This is a genomic window from Microbispora sp. NBRC 16548 (assembly GCF_030268985.1).
In the GTDB taxonomy this organism is placed as follows: Bacteria; Actinomycetota; Actinomycetes; order Streptosporangiales; family Streptosporangiaceae; genus Microbispora; species Microbispora catharanthi.
Map to the genome: position 1 here is coordinate 68833 of NZ_BSSF01000020.1, position 26929 is coordinate 95761.

The following is a 26929-nucleotide window of genomic DNA, read 5'->3' on the forward strand; positions in this document are numbered from 1 at the left end:
GTCTCCTCGTGATCGCCGTCCACTCAGCATGCCACTCGCGGACCGGCTCCGAGGCGTCCGCGACTCAGGCGATGGAGCCGGACCAGCTGTTGGCGGCGGCCTTGTAGACGCCGTAGGTCTCGCCGTCGAAGTACGGGGAGACGCTGGTGTCGATCCGCTGGTTGCCGTCGGTGTCGGAGACGCCGCTGGTGACGCCGTTCAGGTAGCCGAGCCGCTTGGCGCTGCTGTACCTCAGCAGCCACGACGAGCCCGAGGAGCCCTCACCGGTGAAGGACGACTTGACGCCCACGAGCTCCTCGCCCTTGACCGAGGGGGCCTTGGCGGCGAAGGTCTTGCCGTACGACCACTTGAGGGTCTGGCCGGTGAAGGCGTGGTTGCCGTCCGGGTGCGACCCGCTCGGGTAGCCGAACACGTAGACCGAGCTGCCGACCTTCTGGTTGTAGGCCAGGCCCTGCGCGCCGACGTTGCTCTCGAGCCGGCCGGCGTCGGTGAACTTGACGACGTAGTACTTGCCGCCCCTGCTCTTGCGGAGGAAGCGGTCGTAGCCGGCGTAGGTCCTCCTGTCGACCTGCTTCCAGCTCCACTCGGCGACGTTGCGCAGGTCGCCGCCGCGCCCCGCCTTGATGCCGTTGTAGACGGTCACGAAGGCGTAGTCGCGGTCGCCGTCCTCGTAGACGTCGAAGTCGTAGTGGGTGTAGGCCGTCTTGCCGACATAGATGCCCCACGGCGCCTTGCCCTGGTAGTAGCCGGGGATGAAGACCCAGCGGTCCATGGTGGCCCGGTTCGTCTTGGTGTCGTAGACGCAGTGCCCGGCCGTGGCGACCAGGTTGCCGTACTTCGAGTGGACGGAGGTCGCGCTGCACCAGTGCGGCCTGCCGTCGCCACCGCGGAAGAAGACCTTGCCGGTGGTGCGCGGCAGGTTCACGTTCTTCAGGCTGCCGGCGGACTTCCCGCCGCCGGTGGCGGAGACGGTGCCGGGCTTGCTGTCGGCGGACGGCCCGCCGGTCGAAATGTGCTTGGCGCTGACCTGGCTCTCGTACCCGTACGGGGTGGCGTGGAGCAGGTTGGAGGCCTTCTGGTTGAGCCAGTAGGCGATGACGTTCTTCGCGGCGATGCCGCTGCCGGCCAGGGTGTCGTGGGCCGTGTCACCGGCGGCCTGAGCGGGGACCGCCATCGTGGCCCCGACGAGACCGGCGACGGCCACGCCCCCGATGGGGAGGATCAGGCGCTTGACTCGCGTGTTCATGAATCTCCAGGTGCTGTCGTGGCACGCCACATGCGTCCCACCCGTCAGTAAAGGGCTAGTAAAGACAGTACCTCTCGCCTTTATCCGTGTTTTACGTGCTTTCAGGGCCGCCGCTTACGTGACTTTTCCGTGATCCTCGACACCCCTTGTCAAGATCGAGGGCGCGCCGGGCGATCAGTGCAGGTCCACTCGGATGCCTTCCGTGTCAAATCGAGCACTCGGCGCAGCCGGGGAGAGGGTGGCGGTGTGATGGAGATCACACTTGGGGCTCGCCGGTCCGGGGAGATCAGCCCGTGCCCTGCTTGCTCGCCTGGGTGTACACCCGCTGGGTCAAGTGGTTGAAGTAGGGCGTGGAGACGGCGTCGAGGCGTCCGCCGCCGTTGAGGTTCCAGGTCAGGCTGGTGATCCCGGTGAGGTAGCCGGTCCGCGTGGTGGCGTTGTAGCCGATCACCCAGGGGCCGCCGCTCGCGCCGGCGGTGAACGGGCAGCCCGGCAGCCGCACCCCGTGTTCGAGCTGCCAGGTCGGCGCGCTGACGAACTTCTTCTCGGTGGTGCCGTCGCAGGACTTGACCGTCTGGCCGGTGTACGGGCGGCTGCCGTCGGGGTTGGCCCCCGCGGGATAGCCGAAGACGTACGTGGGTCGTCCGAGCGGCTTGCCGGAGGCGAAGTGGAAGGCGCCGACCTTGTCCTCCAGCCGGCCCACGTCGACGGACCGGTACTTGAGCCTTCCGCTCTCCACGTACGGCTGCCAGGAGAAGCCCCGGTGCACGGTCACGAAGGCGTAGTCGCGGTCGAAGTCGCCCTGGCCGGCGAAGTCCTCCTGCATGTAGAGCGTGTGGCCGACGAAGATGCCGGAAGGGGCGACGCCGTCGTGATAGCCGGGGATGAAGACCCAGTTCTGCACCGGCTTGTCCTGCGACAGCGCGTACGCGCAGTGCCCGGCGGTGGCGACGAGGTTGCGGCGGGCGGAGTGCACCGCGGAGGCGGAGCACCAGTACTCCTTGTCGCCGACCTTGAAGAACACCTTGCCCACCATCGGCGGGGAGGCCACGGGCGGGGGCGCCACGGCGCGCGGGCCCCCTGCGCGCGTCTTCGCGTCTCCCGGGGGCCCCGTGCTCGTCTTCGCGTCTCCCGGGCCCACCTCCGCCGCGGAGGTCGTGCTCTTGGTCGAGGGCGACGGCTTCGTGCTCGGCATGTAGCTGCTCGCCTGCTTGAGCCGCTCCGGGCTCCAGTAGGCCGCCACCCGCTGCTCGTCCGCCTGGCTGGGAGCGAGGGGGAAGGCGCTGACCCCGTTCTTGTCGACGCCGGTCACGGCGGAGACCGGCGTGATGGCCGCGCGGGACGCGGCGGTCGCGGGAACGGCCGGTCCCTGACTCCACAGCACGGCGACCGCACTCGCGGCGGCGACGACGCCACCGGCGGCGAGTGCGAGCTTCCTGGTCACCGTGAGCCTCTCGGGGCGGAGATATGGACTGTAAGGGGTGATTTTTCCAGATCCATACGGTTGTGGCACACCTTCTTGTCCAGCTCGTTATGAATCGAGCGGAACCGATGTGATTTGTGGTACACCACGTTTCCGGTGGGATCCGGAGTGGACGCTTGCCCTGGAGGTCTCCCGTGAGAACGCTGGTCACCAGCGGAAACGGGGGGATCGCATGAAACCGCTGCTTGTCCTACTGGCCGGTGCGGCGCTGGCCGCCGGCCCCTCTGCCCAGGCCTGGGCCCAACCAGGCGCCTCCGGTGACGCCGGGACGGCCGTCCCGGCGCGGGCGGACACCTTGCCGGCTCCGCCGCCGCCCGAGGTCGCCCTGCGGGCGTCCCGGCCGCCGGCCTCCGGGGTGCGGGCGGTGATCCTGACCGTCGCGGACGGCGAGCAGGCGGAGCCGCCGACGCGGTCGGTCTTCCTGAACTGCGCTCCGGTGGGCGGCTCGCACCCGTCGGCGCAGAAGGCGTGCGCGTGGCTGAACAGGACGGGCCTCGACCCGGGCGCTCTGCGGGTGAACGCGGCCGAGCCCTGCACGATGATCTACGCACCTGTCACGGTCACCGCCAGCGGCATCTGGGACGGGAAGTACTTCCAGTTCCGGCGCACCTTCGGCAACGACTGTGAGCTGCGGTCGGCCGCCGGGGCGCTGTTCGACTTCTGACAGAGACAGTCGACCGTACACGGCGTACAGGGAACGTAAAGGTGAATCGGGGAGCCGTGACACGAGGGGGCCCGGCGGGACGTCCCGCCGGGCCCCCTGCCTGACCGAATGGCCGTACGGTCAGACGTCCGCGGTCACTGTGTCCACCGGTTGGCGGCCACCTTGTAGACGTCGTAGGTCTCGCCGTTGAAGTACGGCGAGGAGATCCGGTCGTACCGGTCGTTGCCGTCGGTGTCCCACGCCACGCTGCTGATGCCGTTCAGGTAGCCCATGCGGGTCGCGCTCTTGTAGCCCATCAGCCAGGGGCCGCCGCTGGCGCCGGAGGTCATGCCGCAGGTGAACCCGAGGTGCTCCTGGATGTCGTACTTCGGCACGGCCGGCATCGGAGCCGACCGGCCGTAGCACCACTTCATCGTCCGCCCGGTGAAGGGGCGGTCGCCGTCGGGGTGCGGCCCGGCGGGATAGCCGAACGCGAACACCTTGACCTTGGTGCTGCGGTTCCAGGTGAAGCCCTGGCCGCCCACGTTGTCGCCGAGCCGGCCCGCCGGGGTGCGCACGTAGCGGGTGACGTCGCCGTCCCTTTTCTGGGTGAGTTTGAAGCCCGACGACACGTTCACGAACGCGTAGTCGTAGTCGTAGTCCTCTCTGACCACGAAGTCGTCGTGCGCCTGGAACCACTTCGCCGGGTAGATGCCGTACGGTGCCTTTCCCTCCCATGCCTGGTCCCCGTCCCAGTACGACGGGATGAACACCCAGTTGTCGTAGAACTGGTTGGTCACCGGGTCGTAGACGCAGTGCCCGGCCGTCGCGACGACGTTGCGGTAACGGCCCTGTACGGAGGTGCCGGAGCAGTACTTCCAGCTCTTGGGGTCCAGGGGGTTCTTGCCCGGCAGGGTGAAGAACACCCGGCCGACCGTGGGGGGCAGGTTGACCTGCTTGCCGATCTTCTTGGAACCGCCGGCCCCGCTCGTGCCGGCGCCGATCGGCGGGACGGTGCCCGCCTTGCCGTCCGCGGTGGCGTCGCCGGCCCTGCCGAAGCCCTTGACGGAGTTGCCGAGTTCCTCGGCGCGGTCGGTGGCCGCCCGCAACCGTTGCGGCGACCAGAAGGCGGCTGCCTCCGCGGGCGTCTGGGGCGCGGCCTCGGCGGTCACGTCGCCCGGGGCGGCCTGCGCCGTCGCGGTGGACGCGGCCGAGGAGGCCGTCGGGATGGCGCAGGCCACGCCGGCCGCGAGGAGCGCGCCGGTGAGGGGAACGGCCAGACGCCGTGCTCGGGGGATCATGGAGCTCCTTTCCCTGGGACGGTGAGGGTGCGTCCCATTCCTCAGGAAAACGCTCCGAGATTAATGACCGGATCTTGTGGATTGCTGCGGATATAACCAGAACAATCGGCACTTTGCCCAATCTGTTATCCATAGCGAGTGGTTATGAGTTGCGTAGTCCCAGGTGATGGTGCTTGGATCGTGAGGCGTCGCGCTGCGGCGTCGATGGGTTTACGGTCATTCTTGACTGGTCTTGTTTGATTTCTATCGCTCTGTTCCCAGTGATGGCCCCGAGTATCAAAAGGCGTCGGCGGCGAGCCGTGCGGGGGCGTCCGGGTCCGGCGCGACGGCCGGAGTAATGTTCTGGCATGTTCGCCGTCACCGCCACACAGACCGATCCGGACGACCCGATCAAGGGCCTGACGCTCGGGGAGCACCCCGAGCCCGCCGTACCGGAGGGATGGACGACCGTCACGGTCCGGGCCGCCGCGCTCAACCACCACGACCTGTGGACCCTCAAGGGCGTGGGGATCAGCCAGGAGCGGCTGCCGATCGTGCTCGGCTGCGACGCGGCGGGGGTGGACGAGGACGGCAACGAGGTCATCGTCCACTCCGTCATCGGCACGCCGGTCGGCGGGGACGAGACCCTCGACCCGGCGCGCTCGCTGCTGTCGGAGAAGTACGACGGGACGTTCGCGGAGAAGGTCGCGGTGCCCCGCCGCAACCTGGTGCCCAAGCCCGCGGCGATCTCCTTCGAGGAGGCCGCCTGCCTGCCCACGGCCTGGCTGACGGCCTACCGCATGATCTTCGACAAGGCGGGGCTGGAGCCGGGCTCGACCATCCTCGTCCAGGGCGCCGGCGGCGGCGTGGCGACCGCGCTGATCGCGCTCGGCCGGGCCGGCGGCTTCCGCGTCTGGGCGACCAGCCGCTCGCAGGACAAGCGGGAGCGGGCCCTCGCGCTCGGCGCCGACCGGGTCTTCGAGACGGGCGCGCGGCTGCCGGAGCGGGTGGACGCCGTCATGGAGACGGTCGGCGAGGCCACCTGGAAGCACTCGCTCAGCTCCCTGCGCCCAGGCGGCCGGATCGTCACCTGCGGCGCGACGAGCGGCATGGTCGCCCCGACGCAGCTCGCGCAGGTCTACTTCCTGCAGAAGTCGATCATCGGATCCACGATGGGGACGCGCGAGCAGCTCGCGCGGCTCGCGGTGTTCCTTGAGCAGACGGGTGTCCGGCCGGCGATCGACCGGGTGCTGCCCCTGGCCGAGGCGGAGGAGGGCTTCGTGGCCATGCACCGCGGCGAGGTCTTCGGCAAGGTGGTCTTCACGCTCTGACGGGCGCCCGCGCGGCGAGGGCGGCGTTCTCGTCGCCGCCCTCCCGCTCTTCCGCTCGCCGGTCGTCTCTCGCTCGCCGGCCGCGCCGGAGGGCCGGGTCGCGGTGGAGGTTCCGGTCGTCGCCCGGCCGTTCCGGCTCGCGGACCGGCCGGGCGCACGGCGGTGGGAGGGGTGAGCGCAGGAACGGATCGCGCCAGCCGTACGGGCTCAACTCGGCTCCTCGCTGGTCGGTGGTGTTCGTGGGGAAGTGCCGGTCAGGGATGCAGTGCCCGGCGGATGCGCTCGGCGGCCTCGTCGAGGGCGGCCCGGCACTCGGCCAGAGCCCGTTCGTCAGGCACGCCCGCGCCGGAGGACCGGTGGACGTCGGCGACGAAGTCGGCCAGCATCCGGCTGAGCGCGGCGTCGTGACCGCCCTGCCGGCCACCGCCGAACCCCCAGGACTCCTCCCAGATCCGGCGCCACTCGTGCTGCCAGCGCTCGCTCTCCTCCTGCCACTGGCGCTTGTGGTGACGCCACTCCTCCTTCTGCCTGCGCCACTCCTCCCTGGCGCGGTCGCGCTGCCGCCGCCACTCCTCCTTCTGCTCACGCCGCAGGTCACGGTTGTCGTGGCCCACTTCCCTGGCCATCTGGGTGAGCTCCTCGCGCAGGGAACGCACGGTCTGCCGCACGTCCTCCTTCACCTCGCGCGCGATGTCCTGGACCGAGGCGGTGATCTCCTGCTCCAGGTCGGCCAGCTCGTCCATCCGGTCGTTCAGCTCGGCCCGCCCCTTGTCGGTCAGCGTGAAGACCTTCTTGCCGTCCACGACCTCGTGGGTGACCAGGCCCTCGTCCTCCAGCCGGGCCAGCCGGGGGTAGATCGTGCCGGGGGAGGGGGAGTAGACGCCGAGGAAACGGTCCTGCAGGAGCCGGATGACCTCGTAGCCGTGCCGCGGGCTCTCCTCCAGCAGCTTCAGCAGGTACAGCCGCAACCGGCCGTGCCCGAACACAGGACTCATGCTCTCTCCTCTTCTCGCCTGCCGGCGGGCTGGCCGCTGAGCAGGGTGACGGCGCCGGACACCGTGGTCGCCGAGAGGGACGCCATGCCGCCGCCCAGCCGGCCGCTGAGCGAACGGGCCCCCGGGGTCGAGGCGACGTACAACTCGGGGAAGGTCGACTCGATCCTGCCTGAGGTCGAGTGAACGGACACATCGGTGTCCACGTCGTGCGGGAGCCGTACGACGACCGCGCCCGACATGCTGTTCAGCGTGACGTGACCGGTGGGCTCCAGTTCGAGGTCGGCGGTGACGCGGCCGGACACCGTGTTCGCGCGCAGCCGCCGCGGCCGGCCCGCGGCCACGGTGAGGTCGCCGGAGACGCTGGAGAAGGACAGGTCACCGGCCAGTCCGCGGCTCTCCACCGAGCCCGAGACCGTCTCGGCCTGCACCTCGCCGCTGACGCCGTCGAGGACGATTTCCCCCGACACGCCCTTCACACCGGTGATCCCCTCCATGCCCGCCACGACGGCGGAGGCGGAGACGACCCCGGCCTGCACGGGGCACGTCTTCGGCACGGTCAGCGTCAGCGTGGTCCTGCGCGGGCCCGGGCGTAACCACCCCAGGATCCCGTCCCATGTCAGGTCCTTGTACGCGACGGTCAGGCGGCCGTCGTCGTCGTGGGTCACCACCAGCGGCGAGCCGTCCACCTCCGTCACTTCGAGGGTCGGCGGGCCGTCACTGGCCAGCACGGCCAGCCGGCCGGCCACGACGCGCACATTGAGCGCGGTGACCTCTCCGAACGTGAGCCGTCCAGGAGAGTCGATCGTCCATTGGGGCATCGCTCAGACCCTTCCACGCGAAGTCCTGCGCCCGCGCGGGTCGGCATCCGCGCGGACGAACCGTCCACAAACAAGATATATCTCGTCCGCGCGAAGTCAAGATGTATCGCGTTTGCCGCGTCTGCCCAGGATCCGAGTCTCGCCCTGAGCCGTCCTCCTCGGGCGTCCTCGTCAGTCGTCCTCGTCCAGGCGCGCGAGCCAGGTGGCCAGCCGCTCGACGGGCACCTCGAACTCGGGGTTGAGGTCCACGAACTCGCGCAGCCGCTCCGCGAGCCAGCCCACGCTGACCTCCTCCTCGCCGCGACGCTCGACGAGCTCCTCGATCCCCCTGTCGGTGAAGTACATACCTCGCTCCAGTGAATGTCCTGATCATGGAGAGAGGTCCCCCACGGGCGTGGGGGACCTCCTCAGTGGTGCGGAATCCTCGTTCAGTCGAAGATCTCGCCCAGGATGCCGTGCAGTTCCTCGTCGTGCTTGGCGTGCGAGCCGACGGCCGGCGAGGAGTTCGGCGTACGCGAGACCCGGCGGAAGGTGCGGCCCCCGAGCAGGTCGGGCTTCTCCACCATCTTCAAGCTGAGGTACGGCCACGGGCCCATGTTGACGGGCTCGTCCTGCGCCCAGAGCAGCTCCGCGTCCGCGCCGTAGCGGGCCAGCTCGGCCTTGAGCGGGTTCTCCGGGAACGGGTAGATGCGCTCCAGGCGCACCAGCGCCACGTCCTTCCTGCCGTCCTTCTCGCGCCGCGCGAGCAGGTCGTAGTAGATCCTGCCCGAGCAGACCACGATCTTGCGGACCGCCGACGGGTCCACCGCCGGGTCGCCGATGACCGGGCGGAAGGCGCCGGAGGTGAACTCCGAGGTGGCCGAGGCCGCCGCCTTGAGCCGCAGCAGCGACTTGGGCGTGAAGATGACGAGAGGCTTGCGCCGCTCCGACAGCACCTGCCAGCGCAGCAGGTGGAAGTAGTTCGCCGGGGTGCTCGGCTGCGCCACCGTCATGTTGTCCTGCGCGCACAGCTGCAGGTAGCGCTCGATGCGGCCGGAGGAGTGGTCCGGGCCCTGGCCCTCGTAGCCGTGCGGCAGCAGCAGCACGACCGAGGAGCGCTGGCCCCACTTCTGCTCGCCCGACGAGATGAACTCGTCGATGATCGACTGGGCGCCGTTGGCGAAGTCGCCGAACTGCGCCTCCCAGGCGACCAGGGCGTCCGGGCGGACCACGCTGTAGCCGTACTCGAAGCCCATCGCGGCGAACTCGCTGAGCAGCGAGTCGTACACGTAGAACTTCGTGGTGTCGTGGTTGAACGTCTTGAGAGGGGTGTACTCCTCGCCGCTGACCCGGTCGACCAGCACGGCGTGACGCTGGCCGAAGGTGCCGCGGCGGGAGTCCTGACCGACCAGGCGGACCGGGTGGTCGTCGATGAGGAGCGAGCCGAAGGCGAGCAACTCGCCGGTCGCCCAGTCGATCGCGTCCTCGGAGATCATCGCGCCGCGGCGCTGGATCACCGGCGCGAGACGCGGGTGGACGGTGAAGCCCTCGGGCAGGTTGAGCTGGGTGTCGATGACCCGCTTGACGACCTCCTCCGAGATCGCCGTCTTGGTGTCCTCGTGCGACCACGGGATCACCTCGTCGGGCTCGGGCCGCACGACCGCGCCCGGCTGGAGCGGCTGCCTGGTGGCCTCCCGGGTCTCGGTGAAGGCCCGTTCGAGCTGCTCCTGGTAGTCGCGCAGGGCCTGCTCGGCCTCCTCGACCGTGATGTCGCCGCGGCCGATGAGGGCCTCGGTGTACAGCTTGCGGGTCGAGCGCTTGGCGTCGATGAGGTCGTACATCAGCGGCTGCGTGAACGCCGGGTTGTCGGTCTCGTTGTGGCCACGCCGCCGGTAGCAGATCAGGTCGATGACGACGTCCTTGAGGAACGTCTGGCGGTATTCGTAGGCCAGCCGGCCGACCCGCACGACCGCCTCGGGGTCGTCGCCGTTCACGTGGAAGATCGGCGCCTGGATCATGCGCGCGACGTCGGTGGCGTACACGCTCGACCGCGAGGAGGCGGGCGAGGTGGTGAAGCCGACCTGGTTGTTCACCACGATGTGGACGGTGCCACCGGTGCGGTAGCCGCGCAGCTGGGACAGGTGCAGGGTCTCGGCGACCACGCCCTGGCCGGCGAACGCCGCGTCGCCGTGGACGAGCACGGGCAGGACGGTGAAGCCCTCCTCGCCGCGCTCCAGCAGGTCCTGCTTGGCCCGGACCACGCCCTCCAGGACCGGGTCGACGGCCTCCAGGTGCGAGGGGTTGGCCACCACCGACGTGCTGATCTTGTTGCCGTCCGGCGCCACGAAGTCGCCGCTCGCGCCGAGGTGGTACTTCACGTCGCCGGAGCCGTGCGCGCTGCGCGGGTCGATGTTGCCCTCGAACTCGCCGAACACCTGGGCGTACGACTTGCCCACGATGTTGGCGAGCACGTTGAGCCGGCCACGGTGGGCCATGCCGATGACGACCTCGTCGAGGCGCTCGGCCGCCGCGGAGCTGATCACCGAGTCGAGCAGCGGGATCAGCGACTCGCCGCCCTCCAGCGAGAACCGCTTCTGGCCGACGTACTTGGTCTGCAGGAAGGTCTCGAACGCCTCGGCCGTGTTGAGCCGGCGCAGGATGTTCAGCTGCTCCTCGCGGTCGGGCTTGGCGTGCGGCTGCTCCACCCGCGCCTGGATCCAGGCCCGCTCCTCGGGGTTCTGGATGTGCATGTACTCGATGCCGATCGTGCGGCAGTACGAGTCACGAAGCACGCCGAGGATGTCGCGCAGCTTCATCAGCGGCTTGCCGCCGAAGCCGCCCGTCGGGAACTCGCGCTCCAGGTCCCACAGCGTCAGGCCGTGCGACTGGATGTCGAGGTCGGGGTGCTTGCGCTGGCGGTACTCCAGCGGGTCGGTGTCGGCCATGAGGTGGCCGCGGACCCGGTAGGCGTGGATGAGCTCCAGCACGCGCGCCGACTTGGCCACGTCGTCGTCGTGGGTGGCCGAGATGTCCTTGACCCAGCGAACCGGCTCGTACGGGATGCGCAGCGACTCGAAGATCTCGTCGTAGAAGTCGTCGGCGCCGAGCAGGAGCTGGTGGATGCGGCGCAGGAAGTCGCCCGACTGGGCGCCCTGGATGATCCGGTGGTCGTAGGTGGAGGTGAGCGTCATCACCTTGCTGATGGCCAGGCGGGACAGCGTCTCCTCCGAGGCGCCCTGGTATTCCGCCGGGTATTCCATCGCGCCGACGCCGATGATCGTGCCCTGGCCGGGCATCAGCCGCGGCACCGAGTGGACCGTGCCGATCGTGCCGGGGTTCGTCAGGGAGATCGTCGTGTTCTGGAAGTCCTCCACGCCGAGCTTGCCCGCCCGGGCCTTGCGCACGATCTCCTCGTACGCCACCCAGAACTGGCGGAAGTCCATGGTCTCGGCCCGCTTGATCGAGGGCACGAGCAGCTGGCGGGAGCCGTCGCTCTTCTGCACGTCGATCGCGAGGCCGACCCCGACGTGCTCCGGCTTGACGAGGACCGGCTTGCCGTCCACCTCGCCGTACGAGTGGTTCATCTCAGGCATCGACTTGAGTGCCTGGACGATCGCGTAACCGATGACGTGGGTGAAGGAGATCTTGCCGCCGCGGCCGCGGGACAGGTGGTTGTTGATGACGATGCGGTTGTCGATCAGCAGCTTCGCGGGGACCGCGCGCACGCTCGTGGCCGTGGGAACGACGAGCGAGGCCTCCATGTTGGCGGCGGTGCGCGCGGCGGCGCCGCGCAGCTTCTCCTCGACGGCGCCGGCCGGGGCCTGCTGCTTGGCGGGCGCCTTGGCCTCGGGCTTCGCCTGCGGCTTGGGCTGCGGGGGCGCCGCCTGCGGGGCCGGGCTCACCGGGGCGGGAGCCTCGGGGGCAGCCGTCGCGGTCGCGCCGTTCGCGGCGCCTGCGGACTTGGACGGAGCGGGCTTGGCCGTCCCGTTGTAGTCAGCGAAGAAGTGCCACCAGGCCTGGTCAACAGACTCGGGATCTTCGAGATACTTTTGGTACAACTCGTCGACAAGCCACTCATTTTGTCCAAAGCTTGCCAGCGGGTTTGTCCGCGACGACTCAGACGACACGGCGGAAATCGCCCTCTTCCGCAGATCGGCGTTGATGTTTGGTGAACCTGTCCAAGGCTACTCGCCTCGCACACCGACGTGCGCCCCGGCGGGTCGCAGGTCCCGGCCCATCCTCCCAGGATCGATAAAACAGGTCACGCGCGGATAGCCCGTCTGGGTGGTGAGGTGCCCCTTACCCTCTGGTTACATCGACTGGTCAGCCGATGAGCCGCGACTCGATCCGGATATTGGGAGCTATATCGGACAGCATACCCGCGAGGTCGTCGCCCGCGGCACGCAACGCGTCCAGAGAGAGCGGTTCGAGGCGCTCCAGGAGGAAGAGCGCGTCCACCGTCTCCTCGGTGATCCTCGTCCTGACGCACTGCCGCCAGTTCCACCGCCGGCAGGTGACGCCCGCGTCGTCGCGCCACACCACCTCGCCGATCTCCGGGTCGCCCAGCGCCTCCTCCGAAGGCTCGTCACCCGCGGCCCGCACCAGCCGGGCGGTGCCCTGGTAGCGGCGCAGGTCCTCGCCGCCGATCGGCAGGCCGTGCCGTACGGACACGCTGTTGTAGGCGTCCACCACCAGGTTGATCTCGGGGAGCGGCATCCGGCGGACCAGTGCGTCGACCGACGGCCGGGTGCGCTGGGGCTTGGCGCCGAAGGCGCGGTAGGCCGCCCGCCAGGCCTCGATCCTCTCGTCGTCCAGCGGCACGGCGTGAACCGCCGCGTCGGCGAGCCAGGCCCGCGAACGGTCGTCGGACGGCCCGTTGCGCAGGCCGTACGCGCAGACCACCAGGACGGCGAAGTCCGGACGCAGCGCCGTGACGGCGTCGTCCACCCAGATGTCGTCGATCACGCCACTCACTTTATGGCCAGGCGCGCAGCGCCAGCGTCGCCACCGCGTCGAGGTCGGCCCGGGTCGCGCCATCCCTGGCCTGGGTGGACATGCCCTGGATGACGGCGGCGAAGAACGTCGCGAGCGCGGGGGCGTCGGTCTCCGGCGGAAGGAGGCCGGCCTCGACGTCCCGCTCGATCCGGCGGCGGATCGCCGCCCTGCCCGCCTCGCGGTGCCCGCGCAGCTCCTCGATCACACCGGCGTCGCTCGTGTTGATCCCGGCCGAGATGATCATGCAGCCGGGTGGGTGCGCCGGGTCGGTGTAGACCTCCGCCGCCTCGTGGAGCAGGCGCTCGACGGCGGCCCGCGCGGTCGGCTCCCCGGCCAGGGCGCGGGAGCTGAACGCGCCGTGGGTCTCCTGGTAGCGGCGCACGGCCTCGCCGAACAGCCGGCGCTTGTCCCCGAAGGCGGCGTAGAGACTGGGCGGGTTGATTCCCATCGCCGCGGTCAGGCCGGAGACCGAGGTCGCCTCGTAGCCGTGCCGCCAGAACTCCTCGAGTGCCCGTTCCAGCGCGACGTCCCGGTCGAACGCCCTGGTCCTTCCCATGCGCCGATTCTATAGCGATCGCTACAAGTCGTGCTATTTTGTAGCGGCCACTACAGAAAGGGGACGGACATGACCGCGTTGGACGGCAAGACGGCGCTGGTGACGGGTGCGAGCAGGGGGATCGGACGCGGAATCGCCGAACGGCTGGCGGCAGACGGGGCGCTGGTGGCGGTGAACTACGCCAGGGACGAGGCCGCGGCCAAGCACACGGTGGCGGCGATCGAGGCCCGGGGCGGCCGGGCCTTCGCGGTCAGGGCCGAGCTGGGTGCGCCGGGCGATGTGGACGAGCTGTTCGCGGGGCTGGACCGGGAGCTGGGGGCGCAAGCGCCGATCGACATCCTCGTCAACAACACGGGGATCACCGTGCGGGGATCGATCGAGGAGGTGACGCCGGAGCTCTATGACAGGGGGTTCGCCGTCAACACGCGGGCGGCCTTCTTCATCACACGGCGGGCGCTGCCGCGCATCCCCGACGGCGGGCGGATCGTGACTGTCACGTCGGGAGTGACCAGGATCGCGTTCCCCGAGGCGATCGCGTACGCGATGACCAAGGGTGCGCTGGAGACCTTCACGCTGGCGCTGGCCAAGCACCTAGGACCGCGGGGAATCACCGTCAACAACGTGGCGCCGGGCATCGTCGACACCGACACGAACGCGGACTGGCTGCGCGGCGACGAGGCGGCCTGGGCGGCGTCGGCCGGCCGGGCGGCGCTGGGCCGGGTGGGGACACCGCGGGATGTGGCCGGAGTGGTGGCCTTCCTCGCCTCCGACGACGCCCGCTGGGTCACCGGCACCACGGTCGACGCCACCGGCGGCAGCGACCTGTGACCCCGGGAGGCGATGGCGGAGCGGCCACGGTTCCACGTCCATCGTGCGGCGGACGGCCGCGATCGCAGGCCGGGCGGGGGCGGTAGAGTCCCGCCTCATGCCGGAAACACCACGTGTGCTCGCCGTACAGAACGGAGCGAACGGGGGTCCTGGACGGTTCGGAGAATGGCTGGACGCCGCCGGGGTCGCCGTCGACGTGGTCACCGCCTTCGACGGGTCCGCCCTCCCTCCGCGGCTGGAGCACGACGGCCTGATCGTGCTCGGCGGCGGTTACCTGCCGGACGACGACGACAAGGCGCCCTGGCTGCCGTCCGCCCGTGCCCTCGTCGAGCAGGCCCTCGCCCGGTCGGCGCCGTTCTTCGGCATCTGCCTGGGCGGGCAGATGCTGGCCTCGGTCGGCGGCGGGAAGGTCCAGGGCGACGCCGGGGCGCCCGAGCACGGCAGCACGTCCGTCACCATGAGGGCCGAGGCGGCGGACGACCCGGTCTTCGGCGGGCTGCCCGCCGCCGTCCCGGCGATCGAGAACCACATCGACGCCATCACGGCCCTGCCGCCGGACGCGGTCTGGCTCGCCGAGACCGAACGCTGCCCCTACCAGGCCTTCCGGCTGGGCGACCGCGCCTGGGGCGTGCAGTTCCACCCCGAGGTCGGGCCCGAACGCATCCGGCGGTGGGACGTCGAGCACACCCGCAGGCGGGGTCTCGACCTCGACGAGCTGTACGCCGCCGCCGTGACCGACGATCCGCTTTCGCGGGCCGCCTGGGGTGAGGTGGCCTCCCGCTTCGCCGCCTTGGTCAAGGACCGGGGTTGAGTGGAACCGGCCGCCGCCCCTGCTGGGGCGGCGGCCGGGGTCTTTCAGATCCGGGTGCGGATCGGGTCAGGCGCAGGCGGCGCCGTTCAGCGTGAACAGGTCGGGCGTCGGGTTGGCCCCCGGCGCGGTCTGACCGTTGAAGCCGAAGGTGACCGACTGGCCCGGCTTGATGGTCTTGTTCCACGTCTCGTTCGCCGCGGTCACGGTCGCCGCATCCTGCGAGAACTTGGCGCTCCAGCTAGTGGCGATCTTCTGGCCACCCAGGAACGACCACTTCAGCGACCAGCCGTCGATCGCCTTCGTGCCGGTGTTCTTGAGGGTGATCTGGGTGGTGAAGCCCGTCGGCCACGTGCCGTGCGTGGTGTAGGTGACCTTGCACGCGCCCGGGGCCTTGACCGTGCCGTCGCCCTGGTCGGCGACGAACGCCGACACCCACGACAACGCGGAGTTCCAGTTGATGGCCTCCTCGTTCGTGGCGTACGAGTTGATGTCGTCGATGTAGCAGAACTGCGGCTTGCAGCCCTTCAGCTTCGCCTGGGCCACCGGGTCCTGGATGCCGGAGTTCGCGCCGCCCGCGAGCGTGCCGTGCGGCGGGTTCGGCAGCGAGGTGTCCAGCTGGTGGGCGTACCAGCGGCTGTGCTCGTTCTTCGACGCCACCTCGCCGTAGCCGGTCACGTACGACTGGTTGAGGGCGTTGCGGCCCAGCAGGTAGTCGATGGCCTCGAGGGCGGCGTCGCGGTACTTCACCGTGCCGGTGATGTCGTAGGCCGCGCCGAGGACGACCGTGTTGTTGAGGACCGCGCTGTTGGAGCCCCAGACGTAGTCGCCCGGGTCGTACGGGAGGCCGTACGGGTGGGCCTCGACGATGCCGAGGTAGCGCTCCGCGCCGTCGACGATCGACTGGCGTACGGCGTCACGGCCGGGCAGGTCGTTGGGCACGGTCGCCAGGTCGAGGCGGCCGAGCGCGGCCACGTTGCCCCAGTCGAACGAGCCGCCCTTGCCCCACAGGTCGGCCGTGTGGTGCGGCGAGGCGAGGACGAAGTCCTTGTACTCCTTGTCACCGGTGGTGATGTAGAGCTCGGCCGCGGCCCAGTAGAACTCGTCGCTGACGTTGGCGTCGTCGTAGGTGCCGCCGCCGGTGCCGTCGGAGGGGGAGGCGAGCACGTTCGGGTTCGCCTTGGCCGCCGTCCACGCCTTCTTGGCCGCCGCCAGGTTCTTGGCCGCGAACGCGGCGTCGTAAGGCGCGAAGATCCGGGCCGCCTGGGCGGCGGTCGCGGCGAGGTTGAGCGTGGCGGCCGTGGAGACCGGGTGCAGCTCGCGCTTCTGCGCGTCCTGGTGGGGCAGCAGCGGCAGGCCGGTCCAGTTCTCGTCGTGGATCTTGTGGTGGACCATGCCGTCGGACCGCTGCATCTTCAGCAGGAACTCCTGCTCCCAGCGGGCCTCGTCGAGCACGTCGGGAACGGCGTCGCCGCTCTCGGGGATGTTCAGGCTGCCGATCGGCTTGGCCGTCGCGGCGTTCTTGGTGCGCTCGAACTCGCTCATGAGCTGGGCGACCGAGATGCCGCCGTTGACCACGTACTTGCCGTGGTCGCCCGCGTCGTACCAGCCGCCGGACACGTCGAGGGAGTAGTCGCAGACGCCCGGCTGGCACGGGACGTTCGTGTCGCCCTGGTTGGGGGCGACGCCCACGTGACCGGCGGGCCGGCCGTAGCCGGGACGCAGGGCGTCGTCGATCGCGATCCCGCTGCGCTGCGTGTAGTAGAACTTCAGCGCGTCGAGCTTGAGGGCGGCGTACGCGTCGGGCTTGATGTCGAACGGCCGGCTGGTCTCGCCGTCGGCGGTCAGCGTGTAGCCGGTCCCGGCCTTCTTGTACGCGCCGAAGTCGATCGAGTGGACGTTCTGCCCGGAGCTGGCGTCGTCGCCGCGCGGGGTGGTCGTGCCGTGCGCGACCACGGTCCCGGCGGAGTCCTTGAGCTGCCACGGCAGCGCCTCGGTGGCGTCGGTGACCAGGGTGGCGTTCTTGGGGCCCTTGGGCAGGTAGGCCACCTGGTTCACGCGGACCCGGGGGCCGGTGTCGGGCGTGTAGACCTCCGGCGGCGCGCCGCCCTTGAGCGAGACGTTGTCCACGCAGAACCGCCACGCCGTCGCGCTGCCGCCGATCTGGAAGACGACCTGCGCGTTGGGCAGGTCGACCGGCGAGGTGAACGTGTAGCTGTAGGTGTTGCCCGAGACGCTCAGCTCGGGGGCGGCCGACACGTACTGCGTGTAGGGGTCGGTCGGGAGCTGGACGTACGCCCTGGCGACCTTCCCGGGGTCCGCGGTGGCGAAGAAGCTGAACGCGTAGGTCTCGTCCTTCACCAGCGGGATGTCGTTGACGCCGACGATCGCGTCCCAGGGGTTGGTCGTGCCCGCGGGGACGTCGGAGCAGAGCCGGCCGTCCGACAGCTCGAAGTTCAGGTTCGCGGTGTGCCACCACGGGTCGGTGGTGGTGTCGAACGTGCCGTTGGGGATCTGTTCCGGGCCCTCCTCCGCCGTGGCGGGAGGTGCGCCGGTCAGGCAGGCCGTGGCCAGTGCCGCCACAGCGAGGATGCCGATTCGTCTGAGCACAGTGGTCCTCGGGGGGAGTGGGAGCGCTCCCAAAGCGGTGCGCGACTCGCATGTTTCCTTCGGGTTTCTGCGGGCGTCAACGATCCCGGCGGCGAGACGCGCCTGACCGGGCATTGCGAGGGGGTGCGGCTGAAACTTTCATTTCCGCAAAGGGACTTTTGCAAAGCTATCTTTGCGATGTTAGTGTCGGCCGCATGGATCACGAGGTCTTCCACGTCCACGATCCCCGCACGCTGAAGGCGGTCGCCCACCCGCTGCGGGTGCGGCTGCTGGGGGAGCTGCGCACGAATGGCCCGGCGACCGCGACCGAGCTGGCCGGGCGCCTCGGCGAGAGCTCCGGCTCCACCAGCTATCACCTGCGCCAGCTCGCCAGGTATGGCTTCGTGGAGGCCGATCCCGGCCAGCGCGACCAGCGCGAGCGGCGGTGGCGGGCGATCCACCGCTTCACCTCCTGGAGCGACGTGGAGATGGCCGCGACCGCCGAGGGCCGGGAGGCCGCGGCGTTCCTGCGGCGGCGCCAGCTCGAGAAGCTCACCGCCGACGTCGAGAACTTCGAGCGCGAGCGCGACCTGTGGAGCGAGGCGTGGGTCGAGGCCGCCGGCATGTCCGACCTGGTGGTACGGCTGTCGGCGGCGACGGTGGCGTCCCTCTACGAGCGGGTGTCGGCCATGCTCCTAGAGGCCGCCGAGCGGGATCGGGACGACCCGGACGCGCGAACGGTCGCGGTCCTGCTGGCGGCCCATCCGCGCCGCGACCCGGCGGCCGGTCATGGGTGAGCCGGTCATGCATGAGCCCGGGCGGTCGCTCGCCGAGACCCCGCGGCCGGGCAGGCGTGAGCACGGGCGCTACGCCGCGATCGAGTTCCTCACCTGGCTGCCGACCGGCCTGATGCTGGCGCCGATGGTGCTGCTGATGTCCGCCAGGGGGCTGGACATCGCCGAGGTCGGCCTGGTCAGCGGGGCCTACTCGATCACGATCGTCGTGCTCGAACTGCCGACTGGCGGGCTCGCCGACGTCCTCGGGAGACGCCCGGTGCTCGCCGCGTCGGCCGTCGTCGGCGCGGCCGCGCTGGTCGTGATGGCCCTGGCGCACTCGGTGTGGCCGTTCCTGGTCGCGTCCGTGCTCAAGGGCGTCGCGCGTGCGCTGTCGAGCGGGCCGGCCCAGGCGTGGTACGTCGACACCCTCCACGCCCGGTATGGCCCGGCCGTCGACCTGAAGCCCGGGCTCGCGGCCGGCAACGTCGCGGGCGCGGCCGCCCTCGCGCTCGGCACGCTCGCCGGCGGCCTGCTCCCGCTCGCCGTACGCCGGGACCCGCTGGCCGCGCCGGTCTGGGCGGGAGCGGGGGCCGCGCTCGTCCTCCTCGTGGCCGTGCTCGTGCTCATGCGCGAGCCGGGCCGTGCGGGGAGGGGACCCGCCCGGGCGGCGGTGCGGCTGGCCGAGGTGGTCCGCGACGTGCCGGTCACGATCGTCGCCGGGATCCGGCTCGGCCTGGCCGACCGCGCCCTCGGACGGCTGCTCCTGCTCGCCGCCGGGGCCGGCGTGATGCTGAACAGCATCGAGCTGCTGACCCCCGGACGCCTCGCCGCCCTGACCGGAGAGTCCGCGACGGGCGGCGCGGCCTACGCCTTCGTGACCTTCGCCGGCTTCGCCGCCAACGCGCTCGGCAGTTCCCTCGCGCCGCCGCTCGCCCGGCTCGTCCGCGGCTCGGTCCGCGCGGCCGCCTCGGCCACGGTCGTCACGGCGGCGGCGGTCGTCGCGCTGGCCGCCTCGACGGCTCTGCGGGGCGCGGCCGGGGTCGCCGCGACCGCGGCGGCCTACGTGCTGCTGTTCACCGCGCTCGCGGTCGCCTCCCTGCTCAGGACCGAACTGCTCCATCAGCGCGTCGCCGCCGACCGGCGGGCCACCGTGATGTCGGTGGACTCCCTGCAGCTCCAGTTCGGCGGCCTGCTCTCCTCGCTCTGCCTGGTGCCGCTGTCGGGGATCGCCGGCGTCGGTCCCGTCTGGGCGCTCACCGCCGTGGTCGTTCTCGCCTCCGCCCTCCTGTACGTACGACTCCCCGTCAGTCCCACCCTGAGGTACCCGCGGTAGAACCAGATTCGGTAAGACGGCACAATCAAGCGGGCAGGGCTGCGAGAGGGGCGGGGAGCCGATGAGCAAGGTGATCGTGACCGCGGCGAACGAGGCGCAGCGCGCGGCGTGGCTGGGCGGGGGACTGCCCGAGGTCGAGCGGGTGCGGCCGGGGCTGTGGTCGATTCCCGTCCCGATCCCGATCAACCCGCTGCGCTACGTCCTGGTCTACGCCCTGGAGGTCCCGGACGGGGTCGTGATCATCGACGCCGGATGGAACACCGAGGAGGCGTACGACGCGCTCGTCGCGGGGCTCGCCACGGCCGGGTACGAGATCACCGACGTGAAGGCCGTGCTGGTCACGCACATCCATCCGGACCACTACGGCCTGGCCGGGCGGATCCGGGAGGTCTCCGGCGCCTGGATCGGGCTGCATCCGGCCGACGCCCGCATCGTGCACGACCGCTACGACGAGTCGGCGATCGAGTCGCTCGTGCAGCGGGAGCGCTCCCTGCTGGTCAGGTGCGGGGTGCCGGACATGACGGCACAGGAGCTCGCCGGGGCGTCGGTCATGCTGCGCCAGTTCGTCACGATGGCGACGCCCGACCGGCTCATCGAGGACGGCGACCGGCTCGACCTGCCCGGCTGGGACCTGCGGGCGATGTGGACCCCCGGCCACTCGCCCGGTCACCTGTGCTTCGTGGAGCCGGAGCGCCGCCTGCTGTTCTCCGGCGACCACGTGCTCGCCCGGATCACGTCGATGGTCGCCGTACACCCCCAGTCGACGGCCAACCCGCTCGCCGACTACCTCGACGCGCTGCGGGCGGTGGGCAAGCTCGACGTCGAGGAGGTGCTGCCCGCCCACGAGTACCGCTTCCTGGAGCTGACGAAGCGGGTGGACTACGTCATCGGGCACCACGAGGAGCGGCTGGCGGAGGTGCGGCGAGTCGTGGCGGACGGCGACGGCTCCACCTGCTGGGACATCGCCACCCGGCTCACCTGGTCGCGCAGCTGGGAGGAGATCCCCGCGCACATGCGGCGGGCGGCCAACAACGAGACGCTCGCCCATCTGGTGTGGCTGGAGCAGCGGGACATGGTCACCCGCGTGCCGGGCGAGCCCGACCTCTGGCACGCGGCTTCCGCCTGACCGCGCTCCCCCGTTTCCGCCTGATGGGCCGTTATTCTGGCACGCGGAATCGGAGGACGGTGTCGTGAGCGAGGAGCGCTCGCCGGTGGCGAGCATCGACCGGGCCCTGCGGGTCCTGCGGGTGATCAGCGAGCACGGGCGGGGTGTGACGCTGGACGAGCTCGCCGCCAGGGTGGGGCTGCCCAAGAGCTCCCTGCACCGGATCCTCGGCGCCCTCAGGCACCGGGGGTTCGCGGCCCAGTACGAGCCGGGCGGGCCGTACTTCGTCGGCACCGAACTGCTGGCCACGGCGTTCCGCTTCCACGAGAACATGGACGTGCGCGGGCTGGTCCACCCGCTCCTCGCGCGGCTGCGTGAGACGACCGGCGAGACGGTGCGCATGGCCGTGCTGGACGGCGCCGACGTCGTCTACCTCGACAAGATCGAGGCGCCCCGGTCCATCACCATGACCTCGGTGGTGGGCGGGCGCAACGGAGCCCACTGCACCGGGGTCGGCAAGGCGCTGCTGGCCTGGACGTACCCGACGGACGAGGCGATCACGTCCTGGGCCGCCCGGTACGGGCCGCTGCGCGCGCCGACCCGGGCCACGGTGACGGACCCGGCGGGGCTGGCCGCCCAGATGGCGGAGATCAGGCGGCGGGGCTACGCGCTGGACCTGGAGGAGAACGAGCCCGGTGTGCGGTGCGTGTCCGCTCCCGTGTTCATGGGGAGGGACGTCCCGCTGGCCGCGGTGAGCGTGACGGTGCTCAAGGAGCGCCTGCCCGCGTCCAGGGCCAGGGAGCTCGGCGAGACGATCCGCCGGCTCGCCACCGAGTACGGACGAACCGCCTAACCCCGTTCATCTGCGGAAATATCTTGACAAATCGCTCGCTGCGGTGATCTCATAACCGCATTGTGGAATGGCGTTCTGTCATACGGAATGAGGGATCATGAGGCTGGGCACTGTCCGAACGGCGGGTGGAGAGGTCGCGGTGGTGGAGCGCGACGGCGCGTGGCTGGCGCTCGACGTACCGGCCGGCGTCACCCTCCGGGACGTCCTGGCGAGAGGTGCGGGGGAGGTCCGCCGCCTGGCCGGCGCGGCGACCGCCGAGATCGCGGGGGCTGTGCCCACGGCGCCCCTGCGGCCCGGAAAGATCGTCGCGATCGGGCTCAACTACCTGGACCACATCCGCGAGGCCGGCATGGAGAAGCCGGAGCGGCCGCTCGTCTTCGCGAAGTTCCCCTCCAGCGTGATCGGACCGGACGACGCGATCGTCGTCGACGCCGAACTGACCTCCCGCGTCGACTGGGAGGTCGAGCTCGGCGCCGTCATCGGAGCGCCGCTGCGCGGCGCGAGCCCCGAGGAGGCCCTGGCCGGCGTCGCCGGATACACCGTCGCGAACGACGTGTCGGCGCGGGACCTCCAGTTCGGCGACGGCCAGTGGGTGCGGGGCAAGAGCCTCGACACGTTCTGCCCGCTCGGCCCGGTCGTCGTCACGCCCGACGAGATCCCCGATCCCCAGGACCTGCGGCTGTGGACCGTCGTCAACGGGGAGACGGTGCAGGACTCCAGCACCTCGCAGATGCTCTTCGGGGTGGCCGAACTCCTTTCCTTCTGCTCCCGCTCGTTCACGCTGGAGCCCGGTGACGTGGTGCTGACCGGTACGCCGTGGGGGTGTGGCGAGTTCATGGAGCCGAGGCGTTGCCTGCGGCCCGGTGACGTCGTCGAGGTGGGCGTCGAGGGCATCGGGACCCTGCGCAACCCCGTGACCGGCCGGGAGTGACGGGAAGGGCGCGGAGCCCTTTCCGGTGCTCCGCGCCCTTCCCGCCGCCGAGGCGCCCTCCGCGTCACCGGGCGCCCTCCAATTCACTCGGGCCGCTCCACGCGGGAGCGGTACGGCGGCATGAACCGGTGGCGTGGCATCTGGTCGGCAAGCACGCCGCCGTCGACCACGAGGGTGGTCCCGGTGACGTACCGGGCGGCGTCGGACGCGAGGTAGACAACGGCGCCGGTGACGTCGTCGGGCCTGCCGTACCCGCCCCTGAGGGGGATCCGCTCGGCCCAGGCCGCCTCGAACGCCTCGTGCTCCAGAGGGAACGCGTCGTCGATCGGCGTGGCGATCATTCCGGGCGCGATCGCGTTGACGGTGATGCCGTGCGGGCCGAGCTCCGCCGCGAGCGACTTGGTGATCAGCTCGACCGCGCCCTTGGACGCGTTGTAGTGAGCCAGCCCGGCCTCGGCCATCAGGCCGTTCTTCGACGAGACGTTCACGATCCTGCCGGGCCTGCCCGCGGCGATCATCTGCTCGGCGATCCGCTGGGAGAGGAAGAACACGGCGTCGACGTTGACCGCCATGATCTCCCGCCAGCCCTCGACGGTGATCTCGTTGAAGTGCTCGAGCCTGGCGATCCCGGCGTTGTTGACCAGGATGTCCACCGGTCGTTCGGCCCAGACGAGGTCGGCGAGGCCGGCGAGGCCCGCGGTGTCGGCCAGGTCGAACTCGACCGGGCGGCACACCCTGCCGCGGGCCTCGACCAGCCGGACGGTCTCGTCCAGCGGCGGCCCGCCCGGCCTGTCGATCGCCACGACGTCCGCGCCGGCCTCGGCGAGAGCGGCGGCGAACGCCTGGCCCAGACCGCGCGCGGCGCCGGTGACGACGGCCACCCGTCCTGTCAGGTCGAAGCGGCCACCCTGTGGTTGCTCGCTTCGCGCTCGCCGATTCGCGCTTCGCTCGCTCATGCCAGCCCCAGCAGCGGAAGGGCGTCGCGGTGGATCAGGTTCTCGATCTCGTCGCGGTCGAGCGGGGGCAGTCCGGGGATGCCGGCCACGGCGCCGACGGCCCGCAGGCCCTCTATCGAGGCGTCGACGGTGGTGAACGGGTAGTCGCTGCCGAACAACAGCTTGTGCCAGACCCCGTAGTCCTGGACGAGCCTGAGACTGTGCCAGAGCTGGAACGGGCGGTAGTGGAGCGCCGAGACGTCGGCGTAGACGTGCCGATGCTTGCGGATCACCGCGATGCATTCGCCCTCGAACGGGTGGCCGAGATGCGCCAGGACCATGCGCAGCTCCGGGTGGCGGATCGCGACCTCGTCGAGGTGGACGGGGAGCGCCCACTTCAGCGGTGCGGCGGACACGAACGTCGTGCCGGTGTGCACCAGCAGGGGCAGCCCGTGCCGCTCGGCGTAGGCGAACAGGTCGTCGTACTCGGGGGCGGCGGGGTCGAACCCGGCGTACATCGGCATGAGCTTGATCCCGCGCAGGCCCAGGTCCTGATGGCCGCGCACCAGTTCGTCCCGCCAGCCGGGCTGGGTGGGATCGAGCGACAGGTATCCGATCAGCCTGTCGGGGTGTGCGGCCGTGTAGTCGGCCACGGCCGCGTCGTCCACCCACAGGCCCGACCTGCGCGCCTTGCCGCCCACCACGATCGTCCGGGTTCCCTCGGGGGCGGAGCCCGCGTAGTCGGCCCACCGCACGGTGAGGTCGACGTGGCCTCCGTGGGCGCGGGCCGACTCCGCGGCGAACGGGTCTCCGACGTCGTCCGGACAGGTGAACAGATGTGAGTGGACGTCGACGATCATGTGCGGTTCCGCTTCTCCCAGCCCTCGGCGAACATGTTCCAGAATCGGTGGCTGGGCGGGTGCTCCTCGAAGACCTCGTCGGCCAGCTCGATTCCCAGCCCCGGCTTATCAGGTATCCCGATATATCCCGACTCGATGGGCAGGGTGCCGCGGACCGCCTCGAAGACGTACGGCTCCAGCAGACCGTCGAAGGTCTCCAGGATCGTGAAATTGGGCATGCCGAGCACGGCGTGCACCGACGCGGTCGTGCACAGCGGCGAGTTCGAGTTGTGCGGCGCGACCGTCATCGCGTGGATGTCGGCCAGCGCGGCGAGCTTGCGCACCTCGGTGAACCCGCCCGCCATCGACAGGTCCGGCTGGACGATGTCCACCGCGTTCGTGGCGAACAGCCGCGCGTACTCGTACCGGTTGTGGAAGTGCTCGCCGCCCGAGATCGGGAAGGCCGCCCGCCGACGCAGTTCGGCGTACCGCTCGATGTGCGTCCACGGCAGCGGCTCCTCGAACCAGCCGATGTCGTACGGCTCCAGCTCCCGCACGAGCCGGGCGGCGGTGTGGAAGGCGAAGCGGGCGTGCCCCTCGACGAACAGGTCGACGTCCGGGCCGACCGCCTCCCGTACGGCGGCGACGATGTCGAGCGAGAGCCGCAGCTCGGCGCGGGACAGCTCGCCGAGGCCCGCGCCGAACGGGTCGAACTTCAGCGCGGTGTAGCCCCTGGCGACCGTCTCCTTGGCGCGCTCGGCGAACGCGCCGGGCTCCCGGTCGCCGGTGTACCACCCGTTGGCGTAGACCCTGACCCGGTCACGGCAGGCGCCGCCGGTGAGCCGATAGACGGGCACGCCGAGCGCCTTGCCCATCAGGTCGTGCAGCGCCTGGTCCACGCCCGACACCACGATGCCGCCGATGTCCCCGCCCCGCAGGAAGTCGCCCTGGTAGAGCCGGAGCCAGATCTCCTCCACGTCGAACGGGTCGGCGCCCAGCAGGTGCCGCTGCGCCATCGCCTCGGTCAGCAGGCAGGTCTCCCGCGCCCGGTAGGGATGGGTGATCTCGCCGACCCCTGACAGTCCCTCGTCGGTGTGGATCCGTACGTAGCCGAAGTCGCGCCAGGCGGTGCCCAGGGTGAGGGTCTCGACACGGCTGATCCGCCCGGCGGGGCCCGCCGGGCGGGTGGCGTTCACGGTCAGCATCAGCGGGCTCCTCCCATGGTGGAGGCGGTGCTCAGGTCGCCGGGCGCGTCGCCGTCGGCGAGCTGGGCGCGGACGGCCGCCTCGGTGACCTCGATCAGCCGGTCCACGTCGTCGTCGGTGTGCGCGTACGACAGGTGGCTGCGCTTGAGGTTGAGCGGCAGCTCGAAAACGCCCTGGTCGACCATGCGGCGACGGTATCCGACGAACATGGCGGTGTCGTTGGCGAGGAGGTCGTCGTAGGTCCTCGGCACCCGGTCCATGAAGTAGGTGACGAACACCGAGCCGTACCCGGTGACGACGGCGGGCACGCCAAGAGAGGTGAGCACCGGGGGGAGCTCGGCGCGCACCCGGTCGCCCAGCCGGAACACGTGCTCGTGCACCGGCTCCTCGTGCAGCTTGCGCAGGGTGGCGAGCGCCGCCGCGACCACCGCAGGGTGGCCGTTGTAGGTGCCCGCGAAGAAGACCGGTGCGCCGGGGCGCGAGCTGAACAGGTCCATGAGGTCGGCGCGGCCTCCGAGCGCGCCGACGGGATAGCCGTTCGCGATGGCCTTGCCCATCGTCGTCAGGTCGGGCACCACGCCGGCGATCTCCTGCCAGCCGCCCAGGCCGTGCCGTACGCCGGTGATCACCTCGTCGAAGACCAGGACGCTGCCGTGCCGGGTGCACTCCTCCCGGAGCGTGCGCAGGAACTCCGCGTCGGGGAGCAGGCAGCCGACGTTGTGCGGCACGGGTTCGACGATCACGGCGGCGATGTCCTCGCCGTGCTCGTCGAACGCGGCGCGCACCCCCTCCGGGTCGTTGAACCGCAGGACGAGCGTGGCGTCGAGCACCTCGGGCAGGATGCCGGTGGAGATCGGGTCCTTGCGCCCGACGCGGTCGGGCGCCGAGATCACGTTCATGCTCACGGCGTCGTGCCAGCCGTGGTAGCAGCCCTGGAACTTCACCACCAGCCGGCGCCCGGTGGCGGCCCGCGCGACCCGCAGGGCGTGGAAGGTCGCCTCCGAGCCGGTGCTGGTCAGGAGCACCCGCTCCATGCTGGGCACCAGCTCGGCGAGCGTCTCGGCGAGTTCGATCTCGCCCTCGGTGATCCCGACTCCGCACAGGTCCAGGGTCCGTCCCGCCTCCGCGACCGCCGCGGCGACGTCGGGGTCGTTGTGGCCGAGCAGGGGAGGGCCGAAGGCCGCGTGGTAGTCGGTGTACTGCCGCCCGTCCGCGTCCCAGAACGTGGCGCCCCGGGCCCGGGTGATCACCAGGTCGGCGAGTCCCGGAACGTTCCGCTGCCCGCTGTTGACCCCGCCGGGGATGACCCGGCGGGCCCGTTCCGGCAGGGAGACGGACGGGGCCGGTTGCTGATTCACATGGTCTCCTTGGCCGTCGCACCGGAACCAGCCCCGTTCCGGT

Annotated in this window: 24 protein-coding genes; 9 read left to right on the forward strand and 15 right to left on the reverse strand. The window is 70.7% G+C overall.

Features of this window, described 5'->3' with window-relative positions; genetic code table 11:
- Positions 1–64: 64 nt before the first annotated feature.
- Positions 65–1246, reverse strand: a complete 1182-nt coding sequence (locus QSK36_RS38000; RefSeq protein WP_183540824.1) for a trypsin-like serine peptidase — start codon at positions 1244–1246, stop codon at positions 65–67.
- Between the two features lie 286 nt (positions 1247–1532).
- Entirely contained in the window at positions 1533–2690 is a 1158-nt protein-coding gene (locus QSK36_RS38005; RefSeq protein ID WP_285785715.1) for a trypsin-like serine peptidase, read from the reverse strand.
- A gap of 211 nt (positions 2691–2901) precedes the next feature.
- On the opposite strand from QSK36_RS38005, the gene QSK36_RS38010 reads away from it, so the two are divergent.
- On the forward strand, positions 2902–3393 hold the full coding sequence (locus tag QSK36_RS38010; RefSeq protein ID WP_139580363.1) for an SSI family serine proteinase inhibitor: 492 nt from the start codon (positions 2902–2904) through the stop codon (positions 3391–3393).
- Positions 3394–3527: 134 nt separating this feature from the next.
- Here QSK36_RS38010 and QSK36_RS38015 read toward each other — a convergent pair whose 3' ends face one another.
- Complete coding sequence (locus tag QSK36_RS38015; RefSeq protein ID WP_183540820.1) at positions 3528–4673, reverse strand: trypsin-like serine peptidase; 1146 nt, start codon at positions 4671–4673, stop codon at positions 3528–3530.
- Positions 4674–5020: 347 nt separating this feature from the next.
- Here QSK36_RS38015 and QSK36_RS38020 point away from each other — a divergent pair, with 347 nt between their 5' ends.
- Positions 5021–5983, forward strand: coding sequence for a zinc-binding dehydrogenase (locus QSK36_RS38020; protein WP_285785716.1), 963 nt, complete (start codon positions 5021–5023; stop codon positions 5981–5983).
- Here the strand turns inward: QSK36_RS38020 and QSK36_RS38025 are convergent.
- The 7 genes from QSK36_RS38025 to QSK36_RS38055 all read right to left on the reverse strand — a co-directional run bounded on the left by QSK36_RS38025 (position 5973) and on the right by QSK36_RS38055 (position 13326).
- Positions 5973–6194, reverse strand: a complete 222-nt coding sequence (locus tag QSK36_RS38025) for a hypothetical protein (protein WP_285785717.1) — start codon at positions 6192–6194, stop codon at positions 5973–5975. The two genes, QSK36_RS38020 and QSK36_RS38025, sit on opposite strands and share 11 nt — an antisense overlap.
- A 43-nt stretch (positions 6195–6237) precedes the next feature.
- The gene (locus tag QSK36_RS38030) at positions 6238–6978 is read right to left on the reverse strand and encodes a helix-turn-helix transcriptional regulator (RefSeq protein WP_183540818.1); all 741 of its coding nucleotides are present in this window, start codon (positions 6976–6978) and stop codon (positions 6238–6240) included.
- Positions 6975–7796 carry a DUF4097 family beta strand repeat-containing protein gene (locus QSK36_RS38035; protein WP_285785718.1) on the reverse strand — a complete coding sequence of 274 codons (822 nt, stop codon included), beginning with the start codon at positions 7794–7796 and terminating at the stop codon, positions 6975–6977. The genes QSK36_RS38030 and QSK36_RS38035 overlap by 4 nt, the downstream gene beginning before the upstream one ends.
- A 171-nt stretch (positions 7797–7967) precedes the next feature.
- On the reverse strand, positions 7968–8141 hold the full coding sequence (locus tag QSK36_RS38040) for a DUF6104 family protein (protein ID WP_167530605.1): 174 nt from the start codon (positions 8139–8141) through the stop codon (positions 7968–7970).
- An 83-nt stretch (positions 8142–8224) separates the two neighbouring features.
- Positions 8225–11902 carry a multifunctional oxoglutarate decarboxylase/oxoglutarate dehydrogenase thiamine pyrophosphate-binding subunit/dihydrolipoyllysine-residue succinyltransferase subunit gene (locus tag QSK36_RS38045; RefSeq protein WP_285785719.1) on the reverse strand — a complete coding sequence of 1226 codons (3678 nt, stop codon included), beginning with the start codon at positions 11900–11902 and terminating at the stop codon, positions 8225–8227.
- Between the two features lie 196 nt (positions 11903–12098).
- Positions 12099–12740 carry a B3/B4 domain-containing protein gene (locus tag QSK36_RS38050; RefSeq protein WP_285785720.1) on the reverse strand — a complete coding sequence of 214 codons (642 nt, stop codon included), beginning with the start codon at positions 12738–12740 and terminating at the stop codon, positions 12099–12101.
- A 10-nt stretch (positions 12741–12750) separates the two neighbouring features.
- Positions 12751–13326, reverse strand: a complete 576-nt coding sequence (locus tag QSK36_RS38055) for a TetR/AcrR family transcriptional regulator (RefSeq protein ID WP_285785721.1) — start codon at positions 13324–13326, stop codon at positions 12751–12753.
- Positions 13327–13395: 69 nt separating this feature from the next.
- Between QSK36_RS38055 and QSK36_RS38060 the strand changes: the two genes are divergently transcribed.
- Entirely contained in the window at positions 13396–14154 is a 759-nt protein-coding gene (locus QSK36_RS38060; RefSeq protein ID WP_285785722.1) for an SDR family oxidoreductase, read from the forward strand.
- 97 nt (positions 14155–14251) lie between these two features.
- Positions 14252–14965 carry a type 1 glutamine amidotransferase gene (locus QSK36_RS38065; protein WP_285785723.1) on the forward strand — a complete coding sequence of 238 codons (714 nt, stop codon included), beginning with the start codon at positions 14252–14254 and terminating at the stop codon, positions 14963–14965.
- Between the two features lie 66 nt (positions 14966–15031).
- On the opposite strand, the gene QSK36_RS38070 is transcribed toward QSK36_RS38065, so the two are convergent.
- On the reverse strand, positions 15032–17572 hold the full coding sequence (locus QSK36_RS38070; RefSeq protein WP_285785724.1) for a glycoside hydrolase family 9 protein: 2541 nt from the start codon (positions 17570–17572) through the stop codon (positions 15032–15034).
- 194 nt (positions 17573–17766) lie between these two features.
- Between QSK36_RS38070 and QSK36_RS38075 the strand changes: the two genes are divergently transcribed.
- The 5 genes from QSK36_RS38075 (at position 17767) to QSK36_RS38095 (ending at position 22549) form a co-directional block, all read left to right on the forward strand.
- Positions 17767–18348 carry a helix-turn-helix domain-containing protein gene (locus QSK36_RS38075; protein WP_285785725.1) on the forward strand — a complete coding sequence of 194 codons (582 nt, stop codon included), beginning with the start codon at positions 17767–17769 and terminating at the stop codon, positions 18346–18348.
- Between the two features lie 7 nt (positions 18349–18355).
- Entirely contained in the window at positions 18356–19660 is a 1305-nt protein-coding gene (locus tag QSK36_RS38080; protein ID WP_285785726.1) for an MFS transporter, read from the forward strand.
- 61 nt (positions 19661–19721) lie between these two features.
- Entirely contained in the window at positions 19722–20786 is a 1065-nt protein-coding gene (locus QSK36_RS38085) for an MBL fold metallo-hydrolase (RefSeq protein WP_285785727.1), read from the forward strand.
- Between the two features lie 64 nt (positions 20787–20850).
- Positions 20851–21618, forward strand: a complete 768-nt coding sequence (locus QSK36_RS38090) for an IclR family transcriptional regulator (RefSeq protein WP_285785728.1) — start codon at positions 20851–20853, stop codon at positions 21616–21618.
- Positions 21619–21715: 97 nt separating this feature from the next.
- The gene (locus tag QSK36_RS38095) at positions 21716–22549 is read left to right on the forward strand and encodes a fumarylacetoacetate hydrolase family protein (protein WP_183540795.1); all 834 of its coding nucleotides are present in this window, start codon (positions 21716–21718) and stop codon (positions 22547–22549) included.
- 83 nt (positions 22550–22632) lie between these two features.
- Here the strand turns inward: QSK36_RS38095 and QSK36_RS38100 are convergent, their stop codons facing one another.
- The 4 genes from QSK36_RS38100 to QSK36_RS38115 are packed head-to-tail and all read right to left on the reverse strand — an operon-like array spanning position 22633 to position 26886.
- Positions 22633–23505 (reverse strand): SDR family NAD(P)-dependent oxidoreductase, encoded by an 873-nt coding sequence (locus QSK36_RS38100; RefSeq protein ID WP_285785729.1) that lies wholly within the window; start codon positions 23503–23505, stop codon positions 22633–22635.
- The gene (locus QSK36_RS38105) at positions 23502–24344 is read right to left on the reverse strand and encodes an amidohydrolase family protein (protein ID WP_183540791.1); all 843 of its coding nucleotides are present in this window, start codon (positions 24342–24344) and stop codon (positions 23502–23504) included. Before QSK36_RS38105 ends, QSK36_RS38100 begins: the two co-directional genes overlap by 4 nt.
- Complete coding sequence (locus QSK36_RS38110; protein ID WP_285785730.1) at positions 24341–25528, reverse strand: mandelate racemase/muconate lactonizing enzyme family protein; 1188 nt, start codon at positions 25526–25528, stop codon at positions 24341–24343. The genes QSK36_RS38105 and QSK36_RS38110 overlap by 4 nt, the downstream gene beginning before the upstream one ends.
- Entirely contained in the window at positions 25528–26886 is a 1359-nt protein-coding gene (locus QSK36_RS38115) for an aspartate aminotransferase family protein (protein WP_285785731.1), read from the reverse strand. The genes QSK36_RS38110 and QSK36_RS38115 overlap by 1 nt, the downstream gene beginning before the upstream one ends.
- Positions 26887–26929: the final 43 nt, after the last annotated feature.